Below are 20,829 nucleotides of genomic sequence, written 5' to 3' on the forward strand. Positions count from 1 at the left end.
TTAGGCCACGATGCCGCGTGCTTCACTTCAGGGCATTTCACCAACATCAACAACATATATCCTTATCTATTCACTATTCACTATTCACTACTTCCACTCTAATCATCCAACACCCACGTATCCTTTGTGCCCCCGCCTTGCGAGGAATTGACGACCAGCGAGCCTTCCTTGAGCGCTACTCGGGTCAGCCCGCCGGGCACGATCTGGATACGGTCGGAAACCAGCACATAGGGGCGCAGATCGACATGGCGCGGCGCCAGCCCCTTGTCCGTCAGGATCGGACAGGTCGACAGCGCCAGCGTCGGCTGAGCAATGTAGTTCGATGGTTTTGCCGCGAGCTTTTTCGAAAAATCCTCGCATTCCTTCTTGGTCGCCGCCGGACCGACCAGCATGCCGTAACCGCCGGACCCGTGGACCTCCTTGATGACCAGTTCATCAATGTGCTCGAGCACGTATTTCAGGCTGTCCGGCTCCGAGCAGCGCCAGGTCGGGATGTTGCCGAGCATCGCCTTGCGGCCGGTGTAGAATTCGACGATCTCGGGCATGTACGAATAGATCGCCTTATCGTCAGCGATGCCGGTTCCCGGCGCATTGGCGATCGTGATGTTGCCGGCGCGGTAGACGTCCATAATGCCCGGCACGCCAAGTGCCGAGTCGGGGCGGAAGGTCAGCGGATCGAGGAACGAGTCGTCGACACGCCGGTATAGCACGTCGATCTGCTTGTAGCCCTCGGTCGTGCGCATCGCGACATGGCCATCGACGACGCGCAGATCCTGCCCTTCGACGAGCTGCACGCCCATCTGGTCGGCAAGGAAAGCATGTTCGAAATAAGCTGAGTTGAAGCTGCCCGGCGTCAGCACGGCAATCGTCGGCGTGCCCTTGGTGCTTTGCGGCCGTACCGCCGCCAGCGACTGGCGCAGGAGCTGCGGGTAATTCTCCACCGGCCGCACCTTGATCTGCTGGAACAACTCGGGAAACAGCTGCATCATCGTCTCGCGGTTTTCCAGCATGTAGGAGACGCCGGACGGCGTGCGCGCATTGTCCTCCAGTACGTAGAACTCGTTCTCGCTAATGCGTACGATGTCGACGCCGATGATGTGGGTATAGACGCCGGCCGGCGGCCGCACCCCGATCATCTCGGGCAGGAACGCCTCGTTCCTGGCGATCAACTCCTTCGGCACCCGGCCGGCGCGCAAGATCTCCTGGCGATGGTAGATGTCGTCGAGAAAGGCGTTCAGCGCCTGGACGCGCTGCTCGATGCCTTGCGTTAGCCGTCGCCATTCATTGCCCGAAATGATGCGCGGAACGATGTCGAAGGGTATCAGCCGCTCCGATGCTTCCTGCTCGCCGTAGACGGCGAAAGTGATGCCTGTCTTGCGAAAGACGCGTTCGGCGTCCTGCATCTTCTCGGTAAGTCTGGCCGGGTCCTGTTCCTTCAGCCAGCGATCGTAAGCCGAATACGGTTTTCTCAGCCCGGAAACTTCCGGAAGCATTTCGTCGAACGCTGCCAATCGCATACTCCCCTGTGACGCCATTTCACTGGCCTCGCTGGAGAAAATCAAGCGCAATCGGCGATTTGGCGGGCGCCGGCGATCAGTATATCGCGGTTGCCTAAAATTAAGGCAGCACCAATAGGGCCCTGATCAGGCTTTGCCTTGTGTCCGGGCAAATGTCGGATGGAGATCAAAACGCGCGAAAGGTGACGACCGTAAACGTATCCTTGATTCCCGGGAGAATCTGCACTTTCTCGTTGACGAAGTGGCCGATGTCTTCCTCGTCGTCGACATAGAATTTGGCGAGCAGGTCGTAGTTGCCGGCTGTCGAGTAGATTTCCGAAGCAATCTCGGCATCGGCCAGGGCGCTGGCAACGTCGTAGGCCTTGCCCAGATCGCACTTTATCTGCACGAAAAATGCCTTCATTGCCTGGTCCTGTCCAACATCGCACGCTCTAATCGAGCGGCCCTTGTGGCAGACTGCCGCCCGGCTTTCAAGCATCGCCAATCGCTCAGGCTGTCTCGCCTCGACAATGCTTTCTCGGCTCGGACACGGACTGCCACGCCGAATGTTTACGCTCGGCTGAAACCCTGAAGCACGGCAAAGCGTATGGTATCATGTACCTTCAGGCAGCGATTTCTCGGGGACAACGGAGACAGGCCATGCGCCGCGCGTTTTTCGCATTCACAGTCCTTCCATTCATTTTCGCATCCCAGGCCTTTTCTGGCGACGCCGAAGTCAAAGCGGCGCAGACGGTCATCGATGGTCAGTTGAGGGCCTTCATCGCCAATGACGGAATGACGGCCTACAGCTTTGCCGCACCGAATGTGAAGCGCATCTTTCCGACCGTCGATACCTTCATGAACATGGTGACCAACGGCTATCCGCCGGTGCGCCAGCCGCAGACCTACTCCTTCGGCAAGGTTCGCGAGACGAGCCCGACCTCGATCATCCAGCAAGTGCTGATCGTCGGCCCGGATGGCAAGGACTACGAGGCGGTCTACACGCTCGAACTACAGCCTGACGGCAGCTTTCGGATCACCGGCTGCAGCCTGCGCGCGTCCACGTCGCTCAGCACTTGAGCCTTCGATCACCTCACTGGGAGATCGCCCCGCCTCCAGCTTTCGGAAATCTCAGCTGAGCGTGCTTCCAACCTGCCAGCCTCGATCGCTTCACGAATGTCGCGCATCAGCTGCTGGTAATAGGACAGATTGTTCCAGGTAAGGAGCATCGCCCCAAGTGCCTCTTGCGAGCGCACCAGATGGTGCAGATAGGCGCGCGAATAGTCGCGTGCGGCCGGGCAGTCGCTTTCCTCATCGAGCGGACGCGGATCGTCGGCATGGCGGGCGTTGCGAAGATTGACCTTGCCGCGCCGCGTGTAGGCAAGACCGTGGCGCCCTGCCCGCGTCGGCATCACGCAATCGAACATGTCGATGCCGCGCGCTACCGACTTCAAGATGTCGTCCGGCGTGCCGACACCCATCAGGTAGCGCGGCCGCTCAACCGGCAGCTCCGGGCAAGTGATGTCGAGCATCTCCAGCATCACCGCTTGCGGCTCGCCGACAGCCAGCCCGCCGATCGCGTAGCCCTTCAGCTCCATTGCCTTCAGCGCCTGCGCCGAGCGCAGCCGCAGATCCGGCACGTCGCCGCCTTGTACAATGCCGAACATCGCCTTGCCGGGCTGCTCGCCGAATGCCGTCTTGCAACGCTCGGCCCAGCGCAACGACAACTCCATGGCACGCTCGATCTCGTTCTGCTTGGCCGGCAGAGCCGTGCATTCATCGAGCTGCATCTGGATGTCGGAATCGAGCAGCCCCTGGATCTCAATCGAACGCTCCGGCGACATCTCGAAGGCGCCGCCGTCGATATGCGAACGGAAGGTCACGCCGTTCTCGGTCAGTTTCCTCAGCTTCGATAGCGACATCACCTGGAAGCCGCCGCTGTCAGTCAGGATCGGATGCGGCCAGCGGGCGAACTCATGCAGGCCGCCGAGCCGCGCCACGCGCTCGGCGCCGGGTCTCAGCATCAGGTGGTAGGTATTACCAAGGATGATGTCCGAGCCGACGCCGCGCACCTGATCCATATACATGGCCTTCACCGTGCCGCCGGTACCGACCGGCATGAAGGCAGGCGTGCGGATTTCCCCGCGCGGCATGGTGATTGCACCACGCCGCGCCCTGCCGTCGGTCGCCAGCACCTTGAAGGTGAATGCGTCAGTCATTGAATTCCCTAGCCATCGAACTCCTTGTCAAATACCGGCGCGTCCGCAGCCTGCTTATCGAGCGATTGACGGTAGCGGATGCAGCCGCGCATGAATTTCGGCCACGGCGGCACGGCAATCGCCGGCTCGGTCTTTTCGGGCAAAAGCGACCACAGGTCGGGATGATGCCAGCACAGATCATGGCCGGTGGCGTCGCGGTGTTGGCGGATGCCGGCGCGTAATTTCCTGACCTCGCCGATCAATGCTTCGCGGTCGAAGGTTTCCAGGTCATCGTCCATTACTATCCTCCCTGAACAGAAGACTTGCGTCTCCATAGGAATAAAACCTGTAGCGATTCTCGATGGCATGCGCATAGGCCGCCCGCATCGTCTGCAAACCGCAGAAGGCCGAAACCAGCATGAACAGCGTCGAACGCGGCAGATGGAAATTGGTCATCAGCATGTCGGCGGTCTTGAAGCGATAGCCGGGGGTGATGAAGATGTCGGTCAGGCCTGACCATGCGGCCAGCCTGCCCTCCTCGCCAGCCGCGCTCTCCAGCAAGCGCAGCGATGTCGTGCCGACAGCGATAATGCGCCCTCCTTTTGCTTTCGCCGCATTCAGCGCCTCGGCGGTTTCCGCGCTGACCGAACCGGTTTCGGCGTGCATCTTGTGGTCCGCGGTGTCGTCCGCCTTCACCGGCAGGAATGTACCGGCGCCGACATGCAGCGTGACGAAACGGCGCTCTATGCCCTTGGCGTCGAGCGTCGCAAACAGCTCCGGCGTGAAATGCAGCCCTGCCGTCGGCGCGGCGACCGCGCCCTCCTCCCTAGCATAAATGGTCTGATAATCGCTGCGGTCGCGTTCGTCGTCGTCACGTTTGGAGGCGATGTAGGGCGGCAGCGGGATGTGGCCGACAGCGTGCAGCGCCTCGTCGAGGAACGGACCTGACAGGTCGAAGCCGAGCAGCACCTCGCCGCCTTCCCCCTTCTCGATCACGGTCGCATCGAGTTGGCCGAGAAAGCAGGAATTGGCATCATGACCGAAATGGATGCGATCTCCGGCGGCGATGCGCTTGCCCGGACGCATGAAGGCGAGCCACCGGTCGGGCGCCACCCGCATATGCAGCGTGGCTTCGACCTGCGCTGCTGCTTCGCCGCGCCGCCTGATGCCCTTCAATTGTGCCGGAATGACCTTGGTGTCGTTGAAGACCAGCACATCATCACCGGCCTTGAGCAGGGCCGGCAGGTCGCGCACCGTCAGGTCTTCGAGCCCCTCACCCGGCCTGACCACCAGCATCCTGGCGCTGTCGCGCGGCTCGGCTGGGCGAAGCGCGATGCGTTCTTCCGGCAGATCGAAGTCGAAAAGGTCGACGCGCAAGAAAACCCCGCCTCAAGGTTCCGGGCAGGTCACCGCCCAGGCACTGACACCGTCAATGCTCAACGTGCCGCCCATTGCGAAACTGGACTGCTCGCTGGCCTTGACCAGCCGCAATTTGGCGACGATCGAGCTGAGGCCCTCATCAGTGAGATCGATCAGCATGCGCTCGTCGTCTTCGAATGCCTGTCCAACGATGACTTTCGTTGAGCCTGGCTGGCCGTCCGTGGTCCATGTCTTGCCGCCGGCATCCAGCCACACCCGCGCCACCGCAATGACGGCCGTGTGTCCCATCAAAACATCAATCGATGCCGCGCCGCCGTCGGCGCTGCAAACGATCGATTCCGTCGCCAACGCCGGAGTGGCCGCCGCGACGAGCACAAGTACGATGGCCGCGACAGCCCGGCTGGTCATTTCACGTCGGCCGCGACCTTGAGCGATACGATCTTGTCGGGGTCCTGCACCGGTTCGCCGCGCTTGATCTTGTCGACATTGTCCATGCCTTCGATGACCTGGCCCCATACAGTGTACTGGCGGTTGAGGAAGGCGGCGTCGTCGAAGCAGATGAAGAACTGCGAATTGGCCGAGTTCGGGTTTTGCGAGCGCGCCATCGAACAGGTGCCGCGGCCATGGTTGGCGTTGGAGAACTCGGCCTTCAGATCGGGCTTGTCGGAACCGCCAGTGCCGGCGCGCGACGGCGCGAAAGACGGCTTGTTGGAATTGCCGAACTTCACGTCGCCGGTCTGCGCCATGAAGCCGTCGATGACGCGGTGGAAGACCACGCCGTCATAGGCGCCTTCGCGTGCCAGCTCCTTGATACGGCCGACATGGCCGGGCGCCAGATCTGGAAACAATTCGATGACGACCTTGCCCTTCGTCGTGTCCATGATAAGCGCGTTCTCGCGGTCCTTGATTTCGGCCATGTCAGAAATATCCTTTTGAAACTTGGGTTTACTTGCCGTCGGCGGCGATGCGCACCTTGATCATGCGATCGGGATCGGTCACCGTCCCGTTCTGCGCCTCGTCGCCTTTCTTGATGTGGTCCACCAGCTCCATGCCGCTGACGACATTGCCAACGATGGTGTACTGGCCATCGAGCGGCGGTGCCGGCGCGAACATGATGAAGAATTGCGAATTGGCGGAATTCGGATCGTCGGAGCGGGCCATGCCGACCACGCCGCGCTGGTAGTGCTCGGTGCTGGAGAATTCGGCCGGCAGGTCGGGAAGATCGGAGCCGCCGGTGCCGACAGCGTCGGCATTGAAGCCGCTCTTCATGTTGCCGAACTTGACGTCGCCGGTCTGCGCCATGAAGCCGTCGATGACGCGGTGAAAGGCGACGTTGTCGTAGGCGCCCTGGCGCACCAGCTTTTTGATCTGCGCGACGTGTTTCGGCGCAAGGTCGGGCCTCAGCGCGATGGTCACGTCGCCGTCCTTCAGCGTTACGATCATGGTGTTTTCCGGATCAGCGGCAAAGGCCGACACGGATGCGGTCACAAGACCGGCAAACACGGCAAGCAAGAAGGCAAGCTTTTTCAGCTGCATGGATCTTTCTCCGAATATCTTCGTTCATGCATGTCGTTACCCAAAGCCGGGTTCCACTTTTGGGTGACATGCATTTATTTCGCGAATTTGGCGGCGAGCGCGCCGGCCACGGCCGCCGGCACGAAGGGGCGGATGTCGCCTCCCATCGAAGCTATCTGGCGCACAAGTGTGGCGGTAATGGTGCGCACCGAGGGGCTGGCGGGCAGGAACACCGTCTGCAGCTCCGGCGCCATGGTCTCGTTCATGCCGGCCATCTGCATCTCATAGTCAAGATCGGTGCCGTCGCGCAGACCGCGGATCATGATCGAGGCGCCATGCTTCCTGGCCGCATCGATGACCAGCCCGTCGAAGGCGACCACTTTGATACGCGCACCGTCGCTGCCGAATTCCGCCTTCGCGGCCGTTTCGATCAGGCCAACCCGTTCCTCGAAGGAAAACAACGGCTTCTTGCCGGGATGGGTGCCGATCGCCGCATAGATTGTATCCGCCACGGCCAGCGATGCCTTCAGCACGTCGAGATGGCCGTTGGTCAGCGGGTCGAAAGAGCCGGCATAAAGGGCGATGCGTTCGGTCATGGCAGGTGCTTCTAGCGAGCCTCTCTCCTAAAGGCAAATCCGATCACCAGCCCGCCTCGTGAACCCTTTGGCCGACGTAAACGACAGATGAATGTGCCGCTCACAACAGCTTCACGCAGTGTTCACTAAGTTGCAGCTGCAGAAGATGAAACCAAACACCCATCTAATCGTTGTTAGGCGCAGGAGAACACGCACATGCTGATCTACATGCTTGCCACCGCAATGACCGTCGCCATGCTGATCGCTACCGTATTCGGGTTGCATCAGGAGGCACAGCGCGTCCGCGCCAAGGCCAATACCAAGCAGTTCGAAGGCTTCGGCATCCGTAGGCCTTATCGGCATTTCTAGAGCGTTTGCTGACAACGCCGGACCGACCTATCGGGCTGGCGGCGTCGTGGCAACTCACTCGACGTTGTTGTTGTCAGGCTCCCCACCTTCGGTAGCAGCGCCGCTTTCAGCCTCGACACTCTCTTCGATCTCTTCGTCTGCCTGCGGCTCCGAAATCCGCTCCACCGAAACGACCTTCTCGCCCTCTGCGGTATTAAAGATCGTAACGCCCTTGGTGGCGCGGCTGGCGAAACGAATGCCGTTAACCGGGACGCGAATGACGGTTCCGCCATCCGAAACCAGCATGATCTGATCATCATTGCCGACCGGGAAGGTCGCCACCAGACGGCCGATTTCGGCCGTTTTCGAAACGTCGGTAGCGCGGATACCCTTGCCGCCGCGACCGGTCAGGCGGAAATCGTACGACGACGAACGCTTGCCGTAGCCATATTCCGTCACCGTCAGCACGAACTGCTCGTGTGCCTTGAGGAATTCGTAGCGCTCGTCGGAAAGCTCCGCCTCTTCGCCGACCTCTTCGTTGGTAAGCTGGATTTCTTCCTCCTCACCGGCGGCGATGTCGGCGGCGAGCCGGCGTTCAGCCACCACCCGCTTAAGGTAGGCGGCACGTTCCGCCGGCGGCGCGTCGACATGCTCGATCACCGCCATCGAGATCACCCGGTCGCCATCGGCCATGGCGATGCCGCGCACGCCGACCGAATTGCGGCTCTGGAAGACGCGTACGTCGCTGACCGGGAAGCGGATGCACTGGCCGGAACTTGCCGTCAAAAGCACGTCGTCATTATCGGTGCAGGTCTCGACGCCGAGGATCTCGTCGCCTTCCTCGTCCAGCTTCATGGCGATCTTGCCGTTGCGGTTGACCTGGACGAAGTCCGACAGCTTGTTGCGACGCACGGTGCCGCGCGTGGTGGCAAACATGACGTCGAGCTCGCCCCAGCTCGTCTCATCCTCCGGCAGCGGCATGATCGTGGTGATGCGCTCGCCCTGTTCGAGCGGCAGCATATTGATCAACGCCTTGCCGCGCGATTGCGGGTTGCCGATCGGCAGGCGCCAGACCTTTTCCTTGTAGACGATGCCACGCGAGGAGAAGAACAGCACCGGCGTGTGCGTGTTGGCGACGAACAGCCGGGTGACGAAATCCTCTTCCTTGGTCGACATGCCGGAGCGGCCCTTGCCGCCGCGGCGCTGCGCCCGGTAGAGCGACAGCGGCACGCGCTTGATGTAGCCGGAATGGCTGACCGTGACGACCATGTCCTCGCGCTGGATCAGGTCCTCGTCTTCCATGTCCGCCCCGCCCTCGGCGAGCTCGGTGCGGCGCGGCGTGCCGAACTCGTCGCGCACGGCGATGAGCTCGTCCTTGACGATCTGCTGGACGCGGGCGCGGGACGACAGGATGTCCAGGTAGTCCTTGATCTCGTCGCCGATCGTGTTCAGCTCGTCGGCGATCTCGTCGCGGCCGAGCGCGGTTAGGCGCTGCAGGCGCAGTTCGAGGATGGCGCGCGCCTGCTCCTCGGAGAGATTGTAGGTACCGTCCTCGTTGATGCGATGGCGCGGGTCGTCGATCAGAAGAATCAGCGATTCCACGTCGCCCGAAGGCCAGCGCCGCTCCATCAACTGCTCGCGCGCCGTCTGCGGGTCCGGAGCGCTGCGGATCAGCTTGATGACTTCATCGATATTGGCAACAGCGATGGCAAGGCCGACCAGCACATGGGCGCGGTCGCGCGCCTTGCGGAGCAGGAATTTCGTGCGCCGGCTGATCACCTCCTCGCGGAAGGCGACGAACGCCTTCAGCATGTCGGTGAGCGTCAGCAATTCCGGCTTGCCGCCGTTCAGCGCCACCATGTTGGCACCGAAGGACGTCTGCAGCGGAGTGAAGCGGTAAAGCTGGTTGAGGATGACGTCGGCGACGGCGTCGCGCTTCAGTTCGATGACGACGCGGTAACCCTGGCGGTCGCTCTCATCGCGAATGTCGGAAATGCCCTCGATGCGCTTGTCGCGCACCAGTTCGGCCATCTTCTCGATCATCGATGCTTTGTTCACCTGATAGGGAACCTCGGTGATGACGATCGATTCACGGTCGTTGCCGCGCGCCTCGATGTTGACGCGGCCGCGCATGACGATGGAGCCGCGGCCGGTCGAATAGGCGCTGTAGATGCCGGAACGGCCAAGCACGATGCCGCCGGTCGGGAAATCCGGTCCCGGAATGATCTCCATCAGCGCCGGAAGATCGATCGCTGGATTGTCGATGAGGGCAATGGCGCCGTTGCAGACCTCGCCCAGATTGTGCGGCGGGATGTTGGTGGCCATGCCGACGGCGATGCCGCCGGAGCCGTTGACCAGCAGGTTCGGAAAGCGCGCCGGCAGGACTTTCGGTTCGCTGCCCGACGCATCGTAAGTGTCCTGGAAATCGACGGTGTCCTTGTCGATGTCTTCCAGCAACTCATGCGCGACCTTGGTCAGCCGCGATTCCGTGTAGCGCATCGCCGCCGGCGGATCGCCGTCGATCGAGCCGAAATTGCCCTGCCCGTCAATCAGCGGCACGCGCAGCGACCAGTCCTGCGCCATGCGCACCAAAGCGTCGTAGATAGAGGCGTCGCCGTGCGGATGGTATTTACCCATCACGTCGGCGACCGGGCGTGCCGATTTCACATATTTACGGTTCCAGTGATAGCCGCTCTCATAGGCGGCGTAGAGGATGCGGCGATGCACCGGCTTGAGGCCGTCGCGCACGTCCGGCAGCGCGCGACTGACGATCACGCTCATGGCGTAATCGAGATAGGAGCGCTGCATCTCCTCGATGATGGATATCGGCTCGATGCCGGTGGGGCCGCCGTCGGCGCCGCGCGGTGTCTTCTGGTCGGTCAAATCGGATCACAATCTAATCAGGAATCACTTGGTGCTTATATAGGAAGCCGGCCCGAAACTCCAACAATCGCGGCAGTTTTCCAATGTGGTTTTTAGCGGCAAATTCAAAAGGATACACCAATTGCGACGATATGGCCGTGGCACCCTTTCACCGGCGTCGCCGGCGGGCGCGATAAGTACCCGGCGCCTCGCCCATCAGCCGCCGGAAACGGCGGTTGAAGGTTGATAGATCGTTGAATCCCGCCGCAAAGGCGATCGCCGAAATTGTGTTATCTGACGTCCGCAGCCGCACGGCTGCCCTGTGCAGCCGCGTTCTCAGCAGGAATTGGTAGGGCGTCATGCCGGCAACGTGCCGGAAGGTGCGCAGGAAATGGTAAGGGCTGGTGGCGGTCTCGTCGGCGAGTTCGGCAAGCGAGATCGGCCGGTCGGCATCGACTTCAATGCGCCGCACCGCTTCGGCGACACGCTTCTGGTCGCGGCGGCTCGGGGTCCGTCCCCGATCCGTGGCGCTGCAAGCCGCTGTTACCGCGGCACCGGCAATGCGCAGGGCGAGTTCCTCGAACGCGCCGGTGTCGGCCATCTCGCGCGCCGCCTCCGCTTCGGCGAGCAGCGGCACCAGCGCCGGCAAGGGCGGCAGGCGCGGCGTGCTGAAATCGAGCGTCTTGGCGCCCGGCACGTCGGCGACGATCCGCTCCATACAGGCCGGTCCGAAATGGAAGGAGAGGCAGCGGTCGCCGGCGCCATGCTCGTGCCCGCACTCGTAGCATGTGCCGGGATTGCCGAGCAGGAGCGCGCCCGGCGCCAGCATCGCCGTGCCTTGGCGGGCACGATAGCGGAAGGTGCCGCTGGTTACGGCAGCAACGCAGAAATGCCGATGCTCCTCCTCGAATGGCCTGTCGGCGGCGCTGGCGGTGCAGATGACATCCGACACCTGCCAGCCTCGGCCCGACGCCAGCCTATGCGCGCTCGTCGTCATCGCCCAAACATAGCAATTTTTCCCAAGCGCAGAACCCCTGCCGGCCTCTATGCTTGCCGGTCTCCTGACAAGATGAGAGCGAAGCCATGTCCAATTCCTTTGCCAAGGCCCTGCACAGCGATGGGCCCACACCGGCCCTTGCCGAGAAACTGAACCTTTACGGCCGCTTCGTCGGCGCCTGGACGTTCGACGCCACGCGCCATCTCGAAGACGGTCAGGTGCTGACCGGGCGCGGCGAGGTGCATTTCGGCTGGGTCCTTGAAGGCCGCGCGATCCAGGACGTATGGATCCTGCCAGCTCGTGACGCTGGTTCCTCCCCTTCGCTCGGCAAATGGACCTTCTATGGCACGACGTTGCGCGTCTATGACCCAGGCGTCGACGCCTGGCACATCTTCTGGAGCGACCCGCGCAACCGGTATTACAGCCGCCAGTTGGGCCGCGTCGAAGGCGACACGATCGTCCAATTAGGCGCAGACGGCACCGGCCCTTCGGTACGCTGGAGCTTTTCCCGGATCACCGGAGATTCCTTCCGCTGGCTGGGCGAGCGTTCGTTTGACGACGGCGCCACCTGGCGTCTCGAAGTCGAGTTTCTGGCGCGCCGCACCGCCAGCCCCTGATCCGCACGGTTTCCACTGGCTTCGCTTTGCTCTACCAATCCCGTTAACCGGCATTGCCGGCGGGGAGGGTCAGCATGCCGAGCTTCGACAGCCTGTTCAACGCCTTCGTCACCATACTGGTGACGATCGATCCGCCCGGCCTGGCGCCGCTCTTCCTTGCCGTGACCCGCGGCATGAACCGCGAGGAGCGCAACCAGGTCTCCGTGCGCGCCTCGATCATCGCTTTCCTGGTGATGGCATTGTTCGCAATCGCCGGCGCGTCGATCCTGTCGGTCTTCGGCATCACCCTGCCGGCCTTCCGCGTCGCCGGCGGCTTTCTGCTGTTCTTCATCGCCTTCGAAATGGTGTTCGAGCGCCGGCAGGACCGTAAGGAGAAGATCGGCGACGTCGCCATCACCAGGGACATGATCCACAACATCGCCGCCTTTCCGCTGGCGATCCCGCTGATTGCGGGTCCCGGCGCGATTTCGGCGACCGTCCTGCTCTCAAGCTCGTTTCAGGGTTTTGGCGCGCAGACAGCCCTTGTCGGCATCATCGCCATCTGCCTCGTCATCACCTACCTGGTGTTCGTGCTGTCAGAGCGCATCGATCGTATCCTCGGCCAAACCGGCCGTTCGATCCTGACACGGCTGCTCGGCGTCATCCTGGCGGCGCTCGCCATACAGTTCGTCGCCGACGGCATCAAGGCGCTGATGGCGACCTAGGAACTGCCCTACTTCGCTGTCGTTTCAATGACTTCGAAGTCATGGGTAATCTCGGCAGTCTTGGCCATCATTGCCGAGGCCGAGCAGTATTTCTCGATCGAAAGCCCGATCGCCCGCTTCACCTTGTCGTGTGACAGCGCCCGGCCCTTGACGACAAAATGCATGTGAATGCGGGTGAACACCCTGGGATCGGCTTCTGCACGGTCGGCATCGAGTTCGACCACGCAATCTTCGACCGCCTCGCGCCCCTTTTCGAGGATATGGACCACGTCATAGGCCGAGCAGCCTCCGGTGCCGATCAGCACCAGTTCCATTGGGCTCGGCCCCGGCGTCTTGCCCTCCAGCCCGAACGCCGTGCCTAGCACCAGCTTGTGCCCACTGGCGGACTCGCCAACAAAAGTGCGCTCCTCCACCCATTTGACCCTTGCTTTCACTTGATACGTCCTTTCACCGCTCAAACGCACAACGTCCCGAAAATCCAAGACAGATTTTCGGGACGCCATTTCGTGGCCAAGGTGCTGGCGCTTGTCGCCGCAAGGGCAGTCCGCCCCGAGAAATCAGAACGGGATTTCGTCGTCCAGCTCGCGCGATGAACCACCGCCGCCGCCCTTGTTGGCGCCACCCCGATTGAAACTTTCGCCCGGGCCGGACTGGCCGAAATCGGAACCGCGGCTCGCACCGCCACCGGCATAGTTGCCGACCTGGCCGCCGCCCTCGCCCCGTGCGTCGAGCATCTGCAGCTCGCCGCGGAATTTCTGCAACACGATTTCAGTCGTATAGCGGTCATTGCCGGTCTGGTCCTGCCATTTGCGCGTCTGCAGCTGGCCCTCGACATAGACCTTCATGCCTTTCTTCAGATACTGCTCGGCCACCTTGGCGATCTGGTCGTTGAAAATCACGACATTGTGCCACTCGGTCTTTTCCTTGCGCTCTCCAGATGTCTTGTCGCGCCAGCTTTCCGACGTCGCGATGCGGATATTGACGACCGGGTCACCCGAATTCAGGCGGCGGATTTCAGGGTCCGCCCCGAGGTTGCCCACCAGAATGACCTTGTTGACGCTACCCGCCATGACACTTCTCCGCGCTCATCCGAAACCAAATTCCTTGTCGCTCCACCTTACAGGCTATGGACAATCCCTGCCTGCCGTGGCTGCCTTTTCCCACAAGGTTTTTGTTCTCTTTTCGTTCTAGTTTAAAGGTCCTGCACTGTCAATAGATGTCAGTAACAAGTAGGGTCTTGGCGCCGAATTTTCCACGAACCCTGAGATCGAGGCGAACTCAATGAAGATGGTCGAGCATGACGATCAGCCGCAAGAAGAATGGCGGACGGGAGTAAAGACCCGCATGCATGTCTCGGCCTGCAACGGCGCAACTCAACTTTGCATATTTGAACAATGGGTCGAACCCGCGGTTGGCGCCCCGACACATTGGCACCCGGTCGAGGAAGTGCTTACCGTCATCGCTGGCAGGGCCGAGATGTGGATCGATGACGAGCATCTCGTCTTGACTGCCGGACAGTCGCTTGTTGTTGCCGCGCACAGGCAACATGGCTTCCGAAACGTCGGCTCCGAACTGCTTCATATCCATGCCGTGCTCGCGTCACCAGTTTTTGAGGCAACGTTTAACGGATCGCCAGACATGGTGAGACGCTGGCTTCCGACGCGTTTGTAAAATCTCGCCCGTCGCAAAAAACACTGCCTGTCTTAAAAACGCGACTTGCCAAACCGATAAGTATCGACTTATGCTTCTGGAATGATCGAAGCAGAGATTTTTCGGGCACTGGCCGATCCAACGCGTCGCGCCGTCTATGAGCGGCTCGCCGACGGCGAGATGACGGTATCGGAACTCCGCAATGGCATGCCGGTTTCGCAGCCGGCAGTATCGCAGCATCTCGCGGTGCTGCGAGGTGCCGGCCTCGTGGTCGAACGCCGGGCCGGCCGCAATGCCTATTATCGCGCCGATCCGAACGGGCTTGCGCCGCTGCTCGGCTGGATCGAACGCTACCGCGCGTTCTGGCCAGAGCGCATCGAAAGGCTCAAGACGGTTTTGAAGGACATGGACCAATGACCAGCCGAGGCAAAGAACGCGCGGAAATGGCGGCAGACAAGATCGAGTTCGAGTGCGAGCTGCCCGAGCCGCCGGAAAAAGTGTGGCGGGCGCTGACAGTGCCGGACCTGCTCGCGGCCTGGATGATGCCAAACGACATTGAACCAAAGGTCGGCAACCGCTTTGCCTTTAAAGCGCCGGATGCGCCGATCGAGTGCGAAATCCTCGACGCGGATCCCGGACGGCTGCTGCGCTATTCCTGGCGGGAGCGGCCGGCGCCCGGCGATACGCGGGTGCCGCCCGGCAGCCCGGTGGAAAGCCCAATGAACGATAGGCCAGTGGATAGCATCGTCACCTTTACGCTCGACCGCACCGTTTCCGGCGGCACGCATCTGCGCATCGTCCATGATGGTTTTGCTCGGGCAGCAGTGCCGGAGATCGCCATGGCAGGCGCCGGTTGCCGACTTTCGTTTGAAGCGCGTACTCCCAAGTACAAGCAGATCGCCGCAAACACCGCGCGCCTCTTTATGCGCGCGGCCTGAACGACGACAGTCAAAGGAGATAACGATGAGCGGCCTTGCCAATTTGGTGCCGATGGTGATCGAGCAGTCGAGTCGCGGCGAACGTGCCTTCGATATATTTTCGCGGCTGCTGCGCGAGCGCATCGTCTTCATCAACGGGCCGATCGACGACGGCACCTCGGCGCTGGTCTGCGCCCAGCTTCTGTCGCTGGAATCCGACAATCCCGACAAGGAGGTCTCGCTCTACATCAACTCGCCGGGTGGCGTGGTGACCAGCGGTTTCGCCATCTACGATACGATGCAGTATATCAGCTGCCCGGTCTCCACCGTTTGTATGGGCTTCGCCGCCTCGATGGCCTCGTTTCTCCTGATGGCGGGCACGCCAGGGCGGCGTATCGCGCTACCCAACACCAGCATCGTGCTGCATCAGCCTCTCGGCGGTTTCCAAGGCCAAGCCTCCGATATCCAGCGCCATGCCGAGGGCATCCTTCGCACCAAGCGGCGCATGACCGATCTTTACGCCCATCATTGCGGCCGCACCTACGAAGAAGTGGAACGCACGCTCGACCGCGACTTTTTCATGACCGCCCAGGAGGCCAAGGATTGGGGACTCGTCGACCATGTTTTCGACACCCGCAAGCAGGCCGCATGAACGAGCAGGGCCGGCGGACGCAACCGACGCGATTGAGCGCCCGCAATTTCAGCGCCATCGGTCTGGTCTTGCCGCCATCACGGCACTATAGTCCGGCGATGACCGCCAGCCGTTCATCCAGCCTGTTGTGCCTTGCTATCGCTACTGTGGCCGGCACGAACATGCTGGTGGACATGGCATTTGCCCAAGATAATTCGACGTCTTCGCAAAAGGGCGCCCTGCCCGGCGTGACCAGCGACTATCGCATCGCCGAGCCAGGGCCGCAGCCTGAGCCCGACGACGCGGTTCCAAGCAGCGGCAACGGCACGTTCAAGATCGGCGATACCGACGTTCGGATTTCCGGCAGCATAACCATCGATGTCGCTACCGGCGGAATCAGGCCCCCCAGCCGGTAAGTTCGCCTGGCATGCACCACAAATGTGCCCTTCAAACGAACAGCCCCGTCATTGCTTGTGCAATTGACGGGGCTTCTTGGATCTAAAATCCAAATTGCCGGGAGTGTACTGCCGGCTTTTTATTTCGGATGCTTCGCGGCGTTCAGCCGACGATCCGACTAGCAGTCTCTGATTGTTGTGGGGATCGGCAGGTCAACGTTGGCAGGTAGCGCAAAACGCTTGGCCTAGCCACTTATACCTGCCGCGGCTCCAGCGACACGTGGAGCCTCAAGGAACTGTCCGGTGGAGTCATGCCTCTGCTCTCCTTCTGTTCGTTGCGACTGTCGTCGAAGCGCTCATCGCATAACCCGCGGCGTCTCGCAGGCTAGCCCCAGGCCGCGAGGCCATCGAAAGACGGCCGGCTTCGTTGACGTTTGGAGTCTGCCCCCGTGACAGATGGACGTCAACCTTGAATGGCCGATTACCGAAAAATGTGATCGCGAGACGCTTTGTGAACCCCGGGTGAACCCAGCCGCACGGGCAGCTTTTGTCAGGAGCGTGTTCGGCCTTTGTTCTTTCCGCTTGCCCGTTCGCGCGAAAGGCGGTTAAACGCTTTGGTCGAGAGTTGTGGCGTCTCTCGAAAAGGCGGCGAAATTACCTACATAGGGGATGGTCGGGAAAACCCGCCCATCCCACGAATTCCAGATTCTGAGGCGGCGACCGGCGATGGCCGACCATAAATATCTCTCCATTCGCGGGGCACGCGAACACAATCTGAAGAATGTCGATCTCGACCTGCCGCGTGACAGCCTGATCGTCATGACCGGGCTGTCGGGGTCAGGCAAGTCGTCGCTTGCCTTCGACACGATCTATGCCGAGGGCCAGCGCCGCTATGTCGAGAGCCTTTCGGCCTATGCACGACAATTCCTCGAAATGATGCAGAAGCCGGACGTCGACCAGATCGACGGCCTGTCGCCAGCCATCTCCATCGAGCAGAAGACTACCTCGAAGAACCCACGTTCGACTGTCGGCACCGTCACCGAGGTCTACGATTATATGCGGCTTTTGTTCGCCCGCGTCGGTGTACCCTATTCGCCGGCCACCGGCCTGCCGATCGAGAGCCAGACGGTCTCGCAGATGGTCGACCGGGTGCTTGCAGTCGAGGAAGGCACCCGGCTGTTCATCCTGGCGCCGATGGTGCGCGGCCGCAAAGGCGAGTACCGCAAGGAACTGCTGGAGCTGCAGAAGAAGGGTTTTCAGCGCGTCAAAGTCGATGGCGTCTTCTACGAGATCGCCGACGTGCCGGCGCTGGACAAGAAGTACAAGCACGACATCGACGTCGTCGTCGACCGCATCGTCGTGCGCGGCGATCTGGCGACACGGCTCGCCGATTCCATCGAGACCGCGCTGAAGCTTGCCGACGGACTGGCGGTAGCGGAATTTGCCGACAGGCCGCTCGACGCCAGCCAGACCGGCGAGGATTCGGTCAATAAATCGAAGAACGAGACGCATGAACGCATGCTGTTCTCGGAAAAGTTCGCCTGCCCGGTATCCGGCTTCACCATTCCCGAGATCGAGCCCAGGCTGTTCTCCTTCAACAATCCGTTCGGCGCCTGCCCGACCTGCGATGGGCTCGGCAGCCAACGCGCCATCGATGCCAGCCTGGTCGTGCCCGACGAGAATGTCTCGCTGCGCGCCGGCGCCGTCAGCCCTTGGGCGAAATCGACGTCGCCCTATTATGCGCAAACGCTGGAAGCGCTGGGCGTTGCCTACGGCTTCAAGCTTGGCGACAAGTTCAAGGATCTGAGCGAAGAGGCAAAGCAAGCCATCCTGCACGGCACCGGCGAGCGCGAAATCACCTTCCACTACGATGACGGCCTGCGCTCCTACAAGACGACCAAGACCTTCGAGGGCGTCATCCCCAACCTCGAGCGCCGCTGGAAGGAAACCGAATCCGCCTGGATGCGCGAGGAGATCGAGCGCTTCATGTCGGCCACGCCCTGCCCGGCCTGCCGCGGCTATCGGCTGAAGCCCGAGGCGCTCGCGGTCAAGATCGCCGGCAAGCACATTGGCGAGGTCACCGAGCTGTCGATCCGCAAGGCCGACCAGTGGTTCACCGATCTGCCCGCTTCGCTCAACGACAAGCAGAACGAGATCGCGGTGCGCGTGCTCAAGGAAATCCGCGAGCGGCTGCGCTTCCTCAACGATGTCGGGCTCGATTATCTGACGCTGTCGCGCAACTCCGGCACGCTGTCAGGCGGCGAGAGCCAGCGCATCCGTCTTGCCTCGCAGATCGGCTCCGGCCTGACCGGCGTGCTTTACGTGCTGGACGAGCCGTCGATCGGTCTGCACCAGCGCGACAATGCCCGCCTGCTCGATACGCTGAAGCATCTGCGCGATATCGGCAACACAGTGATCGTCGTCGAGCACGACGAGGACGCCATCCTGCACGCCGACTATGTCGTCGATATCGGCCCGGCCGCCGGCATTCATGGCGGCCACATCATCGCCCAGGGCACGCCGCAGCAGATCATGGCGACGCCCGCTTCGATCACCGGCAAATATCTGTCGGGCGAGCTCGAAGTGGCGACGCCGGCAGTGCGGCGCGAGGCCAAGAAGAACCGCCGGCTGAAGGTCGTCGGCGCGCGCGGCAACAATCTGAAGAACGTCACCGCCGAAATCCCGCTCGGCACGTTTACCGCCGTCACCGGCGTGTCCGGCGGCGGCAAGTCGACCTTCCTGATCGAGACCCTGTTCAAGGCGGCGTCGCGCCGCATCATGGGCTCGCGCGAGCATCCGGCCGAGCACGACCGCATCGAGGGCCTGGAATTCCTCGACAAGGTCATCGACATCGACCAGTCGCCGATCGGGCGCACCCCGCGCTCCAACCCCGCCACCTATACCGGCGCCTTCACGCCGATCCGCGACTGGTTCGCCGGCTTGCCGGAGGCCAAGGCGCGCGGCTACCAGCCGGGCCGCTTCTCGTTCAACCTCAAGGGCGGCCGCTGCGAGGCCTGCCAGGGCGACGGCGTCATCAAAATCGAGATGCACTTCCTGCCCGACGTCTACGTCACCTGCGACATCTGCCACGGCAAGCGTTACAACCGCGAGACACTGGACGTCCTGTTCAAGGGCAAGTCGATCGCCGACGTTCTCGACATGACGGTCGAGGAAGGCGTCGATTTCTTCGCCGCCGTGCCCGGCGTGCGCGACAAGCTGGAGACACTCAAACGGGTCGGCCTCGGCTACATCCATGTTGGCCAGCAGGCAACGACCTTGTCGGGCGGCGAGGCGCAGCGCATCAAGCTTGCCAAGGAACTGTCGCGCAAGGCGACCGGCAAGACGCTCTACATTCTCGATGAGCCAACCACCGGCCTGCATTTCCACGACGTCGCCAAGTTGCTTGAAGTGCTGCACGAGCTGGTCGACCAGGGCAACACGGTCGTCGTCATCGAGCACAATCTAGAGGTGATCAAGACCGCTGACTGGGTTCTCGATCTTGGCCCCGAAGGTGGTGACGGCGGCGGCGAGCTGGTGGCGTCCGGCACGCCGGAGGACATCGTCCGCGAAAAACGCAGCTATACCGGGCAGTTCCTGAGGGAATTGCTGGAGCGGCGCCCTGGAGGCAAGCGCGAAGCGGCGGAGTGATGGCAAAGAACGGTCTCATCACGGTCCAAAGCCGCTTCGGCGTGACCGAAACCATCGATCGCCTGGTCGAAACTGTCGAACGTGCAGGATTGTTGGTCTTCGCCCGCATTGATCACGCCGCTGGTGCGCGCAGCGTCGAAACATCACTGCGTCCAACCCAGCTCCTGATTTTCGGCAATCCGAAAGGCGGTACGCCACTGATGCAGGACCGGCAGCTTGCCGGCATCGATCTGCCGGTCAAGGCACTGGCTTGGGAGGACGAGCAAGGCAGGATCTGGCTTTCCTACAATGACGCACACTGGCTCGCCGAGCGCCACGGCTTGGGCGACGCCAGTCGCAATGCCGTCGCCGCGATAGCGGCCGGCATGGACAAGGTGATTGCGGCCGCTGCCGGCGCGGGCCAGTTTTGATCATGAGAGCCGCTCGGGCCGATGATCTCCCCATGGTGATCTCGCTCACCACCGACGCCTACGCGCCCTACACTGCCCTGCTCGGCGCACCGCCGATCCCTGTCACCGAGGACTACGCGCCGCGCATAGAACGCGGCGAGGTCTGGCTTTCGGAGCAGAACGGACAGCCGGCCGGCTTGATCGTTCTCGAACGACATGCGGACCATACAATGATCTTCAGCGTCGCCGTTGCGCCCGCCTTTCAGGGCAAGGGTTTCGGCATCGGGCTGCTCGACTGGGCCGAGCAACAGACGCGCCTGTGGAGCTTGCCTGAAATCCGACTCTACACCAATGCCAGAATGGAACGGAACGTTTCGTTGTATAAGGCCTACGGCTTTCGCGAAACGGGTCGCCGGCCCAATCCATATCGGCCAGGATGGACAGTCGTCGACATGGCGAAAGCCGTCGAGACGACCGCCATCGCGTGATCCTTTTCTGCAAACCGGG

Annotated in this window: 25 protein-coding genes; 12 read left to right on the forward strand and 13 right to left on the reverse strand. The window is 61.9% G+C overall.

Annotation, left to right across the window (positions count from 1 at the left end):
* Nucleotides 1-98 precede the first annotated feature (98 nt).
* Nucleotides 99-1,511, reverse strand: coding sequence for a circularly permuted type 2 ATP-grasp protein (locus NKH80_RS16355; RefSeq protein WP_352478961.1), 1,413 nt, complete (start codon nt 1,509-1,511; stop codon nt 99-101).
* Nucleotides 1,512-1,683: 172 nt separating this feature from the next.
* A complete protein-coding gene (locus NKH80_RS16360) occupies nt 1,684-1,920 on the reverse strand; it encodes an Lrp/AsnC ligand binding domain-containing protein (protein WP_023674883.1) in 237 nt (78 codons plus the stop codon).
* Nucleotides 1,921-2,156: 236 nt separating this feature from the next.
* Here NKH80_RS16360 and NKH80_RS16365 point away from each other — a divergent pair, with 236 nt between their 5' ends.
* Nucleotides 2,157-2,576 (forward strand): DUF4864 domain-containing protein, encoded by a 420-nt coding sequence (locus tag NKH80_RS16365; RefSeq protein WP_352688286.1) that lies wholly within the window; start codon nt 2,157-2,159, stop codon nt 2,574-2,576.
* A gap of 8 nt (nt 2,577-2,584) precedes the next feature.
* Here NKH80_RS16365 and tgt read toward each other — a convergent pair whose 3' ends face one another.
* From tgt to coaD, 7 genes are all read right to left on the reverse strand, one after another.
* A complete protein-coding gene (tgt, locus tag NKH80_RS16370; RefSeq protein WP_352507887.1) occupies nt 2,585-3,715 on the reverse strand; it encodes a tRNA guanosine(34) transglycosylase Tgt in 1,131 nt (376 codons plus the stop codon).
* An 8-nt stretch (nt 3,716-3,723) separates the two neighbouring features.
* The gene (locus tag NKH80_RS16375) at nt 3,724-3,993 is read right to left on the reverse strand and encodes a hypothetical protein (protein ID WP_352507885.1); all 270 of its coding nucleotides are present in this window, start codon (nt 3,991-3,993) and stop codon (nt 3,724-3,726) included.
* Nucleotides 3,983-5,071 carry a tRNA preQ1(34) S-adenosylmethionine ribosyltransferase-isomerase QueA gene (gene queA / locus NKH80_RS16380; RefSeq protein WP_352507883.1) on the reverse strand — a complete coding sequence of 363 codons (1,089 nt, stop codon included), beginning with the start codon at nt 5,069-5,071 and terminating at the stop codon, nt 3,983-3,985. The genes NKH80_RS16375 and queA overlap by 11 nt, the downstream gene beginning before the upstream one ends.
* A gap of 12 nt (nt 5,072-5,083) precedes the next feature.
* A complete protein-coding gene (locus NKH80_RS16385) occupies nt 5,084-5,482 on the reverse strand; it encodes a hypothetical protein (protein WP_352507882.1) in 399 nt (132 codons plus the stop codon).
* Entirely contained in the window at nt 5,479-5,991 is a 513-nt protein-coding gene (locus NKH80_RS16390) for a peptidylprolyl isomerase (RefSeq protein ID WP_254817363.1), read from the reverse strand. The genes NKH80_RS16385 and NKH80_RS16390 overlap by 4 nt, the downstream gene beginning before the upstream one ends.
* A gap of 28 nt (nt 5,992-6,019) precedes the next feature.
* A complete protein-coding gene (locus NKH80_RS16395; protein WP_254817364.1) occupies nt 6,020-6,610 on the reverse strand; it encodes a peptidylprolyl isomerase in 591 nt (196 codons plus the stop codon).
* Nucleotides 6,611-6,684: 74 nt separating this feature from the next.
* Nucleotides 6,685-7,185, reverse strand: a complete 501-nt coding sequence (gene coaD / locus NKH80_RS16400) for a pantetheine-phosphate adenylyltransferase (RefSeq protein WP_352507881.1) — start codon at nt 7,183-7,185, stop codon at nt 6,685-6,687.
* Nucleotides 7,186-7,380: 195 nt separating this feature from the next.
* Between coaD and NKH80_RS16405 the strand changes: the two genes are divergently transcribed.
* Nucleotides 7,381-7,533 carry a hypothetical protein gene (locus NKH80_RS16405; protein WP_352478968.1) on the forward strand — a complete coding sequence of 51 codons (153 nt, stop codon included), beginning with the start codon at nt 7,381-7,383 and terminating at the stop codon, nt 7,531-7,533.
* A gap of 54 nt (nt 7,534-7,587) precedes the next feature.
* On the opposite strand, the gene gyrA is transcribed toward NKH80_RS16405, so the two are convergent.
* Entirely contained in the window at nt 7,588-10,395 is a 2,808-nt protein-coding gene (gene gyrA / locus NKH80_RS16410) for a DNA gyrase subunit A (protein ID WP_352507880.1), read from the reverse strand.
* A gap of 148 nt (nt 10,396-10,543) precedes the next feature.
* Nucleotides 10,544-11,371 (reverse strand): helix-turn-helix transcriptional regulator, encoded by an 828-nt coding sequence (locus NKH80_RS16415; RefSeq protein WP_352507879.1) that lies wholly within the window; start codon nt 11,369-11,371, stop codon nt 10,544-10,546.
* 86 nt (nt 11,372-11,457) lie between these two features.
* Between NKH80_RS16415 and NKH80_RS16420 the strand changes: the two genes are divergently transcribed.
* Both NKH80_RS16420 and NKH80_RS16425 read left to right on the forward strand, forming a co-directional pair.
* The gene (locus tag NKH80_RS16420) at nt 11,458-11,988 is read left to right on the forward strand and encodes a hypothetical protein (protein WP_352507878.1); all 531 of its coding nucleotides are present in this window, start codon (nt 11,458-11,460) and stop codon (nt 11,986-11,988) included.
* A 74-nt stretch (nt 11,989-12,062) separates the two neighbouring features.
* Nucleotides 12,063-12,692 carry a MarC family protein gene (locus tag NKH80_RS16425; RefSeq protein ID WP_254817370.1) on the forward strand — a complete coding sequence of 210 codons (630 nt, stop codon included), beginning with the start codon at nt 12,063-12,065 and terminating at the stop codon, nt 12,690-12,692.
* Nucleotides 12,693-12,700: 8 nt separating this feature from the next.
* Here the strand turns inward: NKH80_RS16425 and NKH80_RS16430 are convergent, their stop codons facing one another.
* Together NKH80_RS16430 and NKH80_RS16435 are read right to left on the reverse strand one after the other, a co-directional pair.
* Nucleotides 12,701-13,126 (reverse strand): OsmC family protein, encoded by a 426-nt coding sequence (locus NKH80_RS16430; RefSeq protein WP_352507877.1) that lies wholly within the window; start codon nt 13,124-13,126, stop codon nt 12,701-12,703.
* A gap of 123 nt (nt 13,127-13,249) precedes the next feature.
* Nucleotides 13,250-13,762: a single-stranded DNA-binding protein gene (locus NKH80_RS16435; protein WP_352448761.1), complete on the reverse strand. Its 513-nt coding sequence runs from the start codon at nt 13,760-13,762 to the stop codon at nt 13,250-13,252.
* A 274-nt stretch (nt 13,763-14,036) separates the two neighbouring features.
* On the opposite strand from NKH80_RS16435, the gene NKH80_RS16440 reads away from it, so the two are divergent.
* The 8 genes from NKH80_RS16440 (at nt 14,037) to NKH80_RS16475 (ending at nt 20,810) form a co-directional block, all read left to right on the forward strand.
* On the forward strand, nt 14,037-14,363 hold the full coding sequence (locus NKH80_RS16440; RefSeq protein WP_352752758.1) for a cupin domain-containing protein: 327 nt from the start codon (nt 14,037-14,039) through the stop codon (nt 14,361-14,363).
* 81 nt (nt 14,364-14,444) lie between these two features.
* On the forward strand, nt 14,445-14,759 hold the full coding sequence (locus NKH80_RS16445; RefSeq protein WP_352478973.1) for an ArsR/SmtB family transcription factor: 315 nt from the start codon (nt 14,445-14,447) through the stop codon (nt 14,757-14,759).
* A complete protein-coding gene (locus NKH80_RS16450) occupies nt 14,756-15,280 on the forward strand; it encodes an SRPBCC family protein (protein ID WP_352507876.1) in 525 nt (174 codons plus the stop codon). Before NKH80_RS16445 ends, NKH80_RS16450 begins: the two co-directional genes overlap by 4 nt.
* Before the next feature lie 25 nt (nt 15,281-15,305).
* On the forward strand, nt 15,306-15,911 hold the full coding sequence (locus NKH80_RS16455) for an ATP-dependent Clp protease proteolytic subunit (protein WP_254817374.1): 606 nt from the start codon (nt 15,306-15,308) through the stop codon (nt 15,909-15,911).
* Nucleotides 15,912-16,009: 98 nt separating this feature from the next.
* Nucleotides 16,010-16,306 carry a hypothetical protein gene (locus NKH80_RS16460; protein ID WP_352479042.1) on the forward strand — a complete coding sequence of 99 codons (297 nt, stop codon included), beginning with the start codon at nt 16,010-16,012 and terminating at the stop codon, nt 16,304-16,306.
* Nucleotides 16,307-17,011: 705 nt separating this feature from the next.
* Nucleotides 17,012-19,933, forward strand: coding sequence for an excinuclease ABC subunit UvrA (gene uvrA, locus NKH80_RS16465; RefSeq protein ID WP_352992521.1), 2,922 nt, complete (start codon nt 17,012-17,014; stop codon nt 19,931-19,933).
* Complete coding sequence (locus tag NKH80_RS16470) at nt 19,933-20,343, forward strand: DUF302 domain-containing protein (protein WP_352876603.1); 411 nt, start codon at nt 19,933-19,935, stop codon at nt 20,341-20,343. Before uvrA ends, NKH80_RS16470 begins: the two co-directional genes overlap by 1 nt.
* Nucleotides 20,340-20,810 carry a GNAT family N-acetyltransferase gene (locus tag NKH80_RS16475; protein WP_352876600.1) on the forward strand — a complete coding sequence of 157 codons (471 nt, stop codon included), beginning with the start codon at nt 20,340-20,342 and terminating at the stop codon, nt 20,808-20,810. Before NKH80_RS16470 ends, NKH80_RS16475 begins: the two co-directional genes overlap by 4 nt.
* Nucleotides 20,811-20,829: the final 19 nt, after the last annotated feature.

The organism is Mesorhizobium sp. M0904, from assembly GCF_040319475.1.
GTDB lineage: Bacteria > Pseudomonadota > Alphaproteobacteria > Rhizobiales > Rhizobiaceae > Mesorhizobium.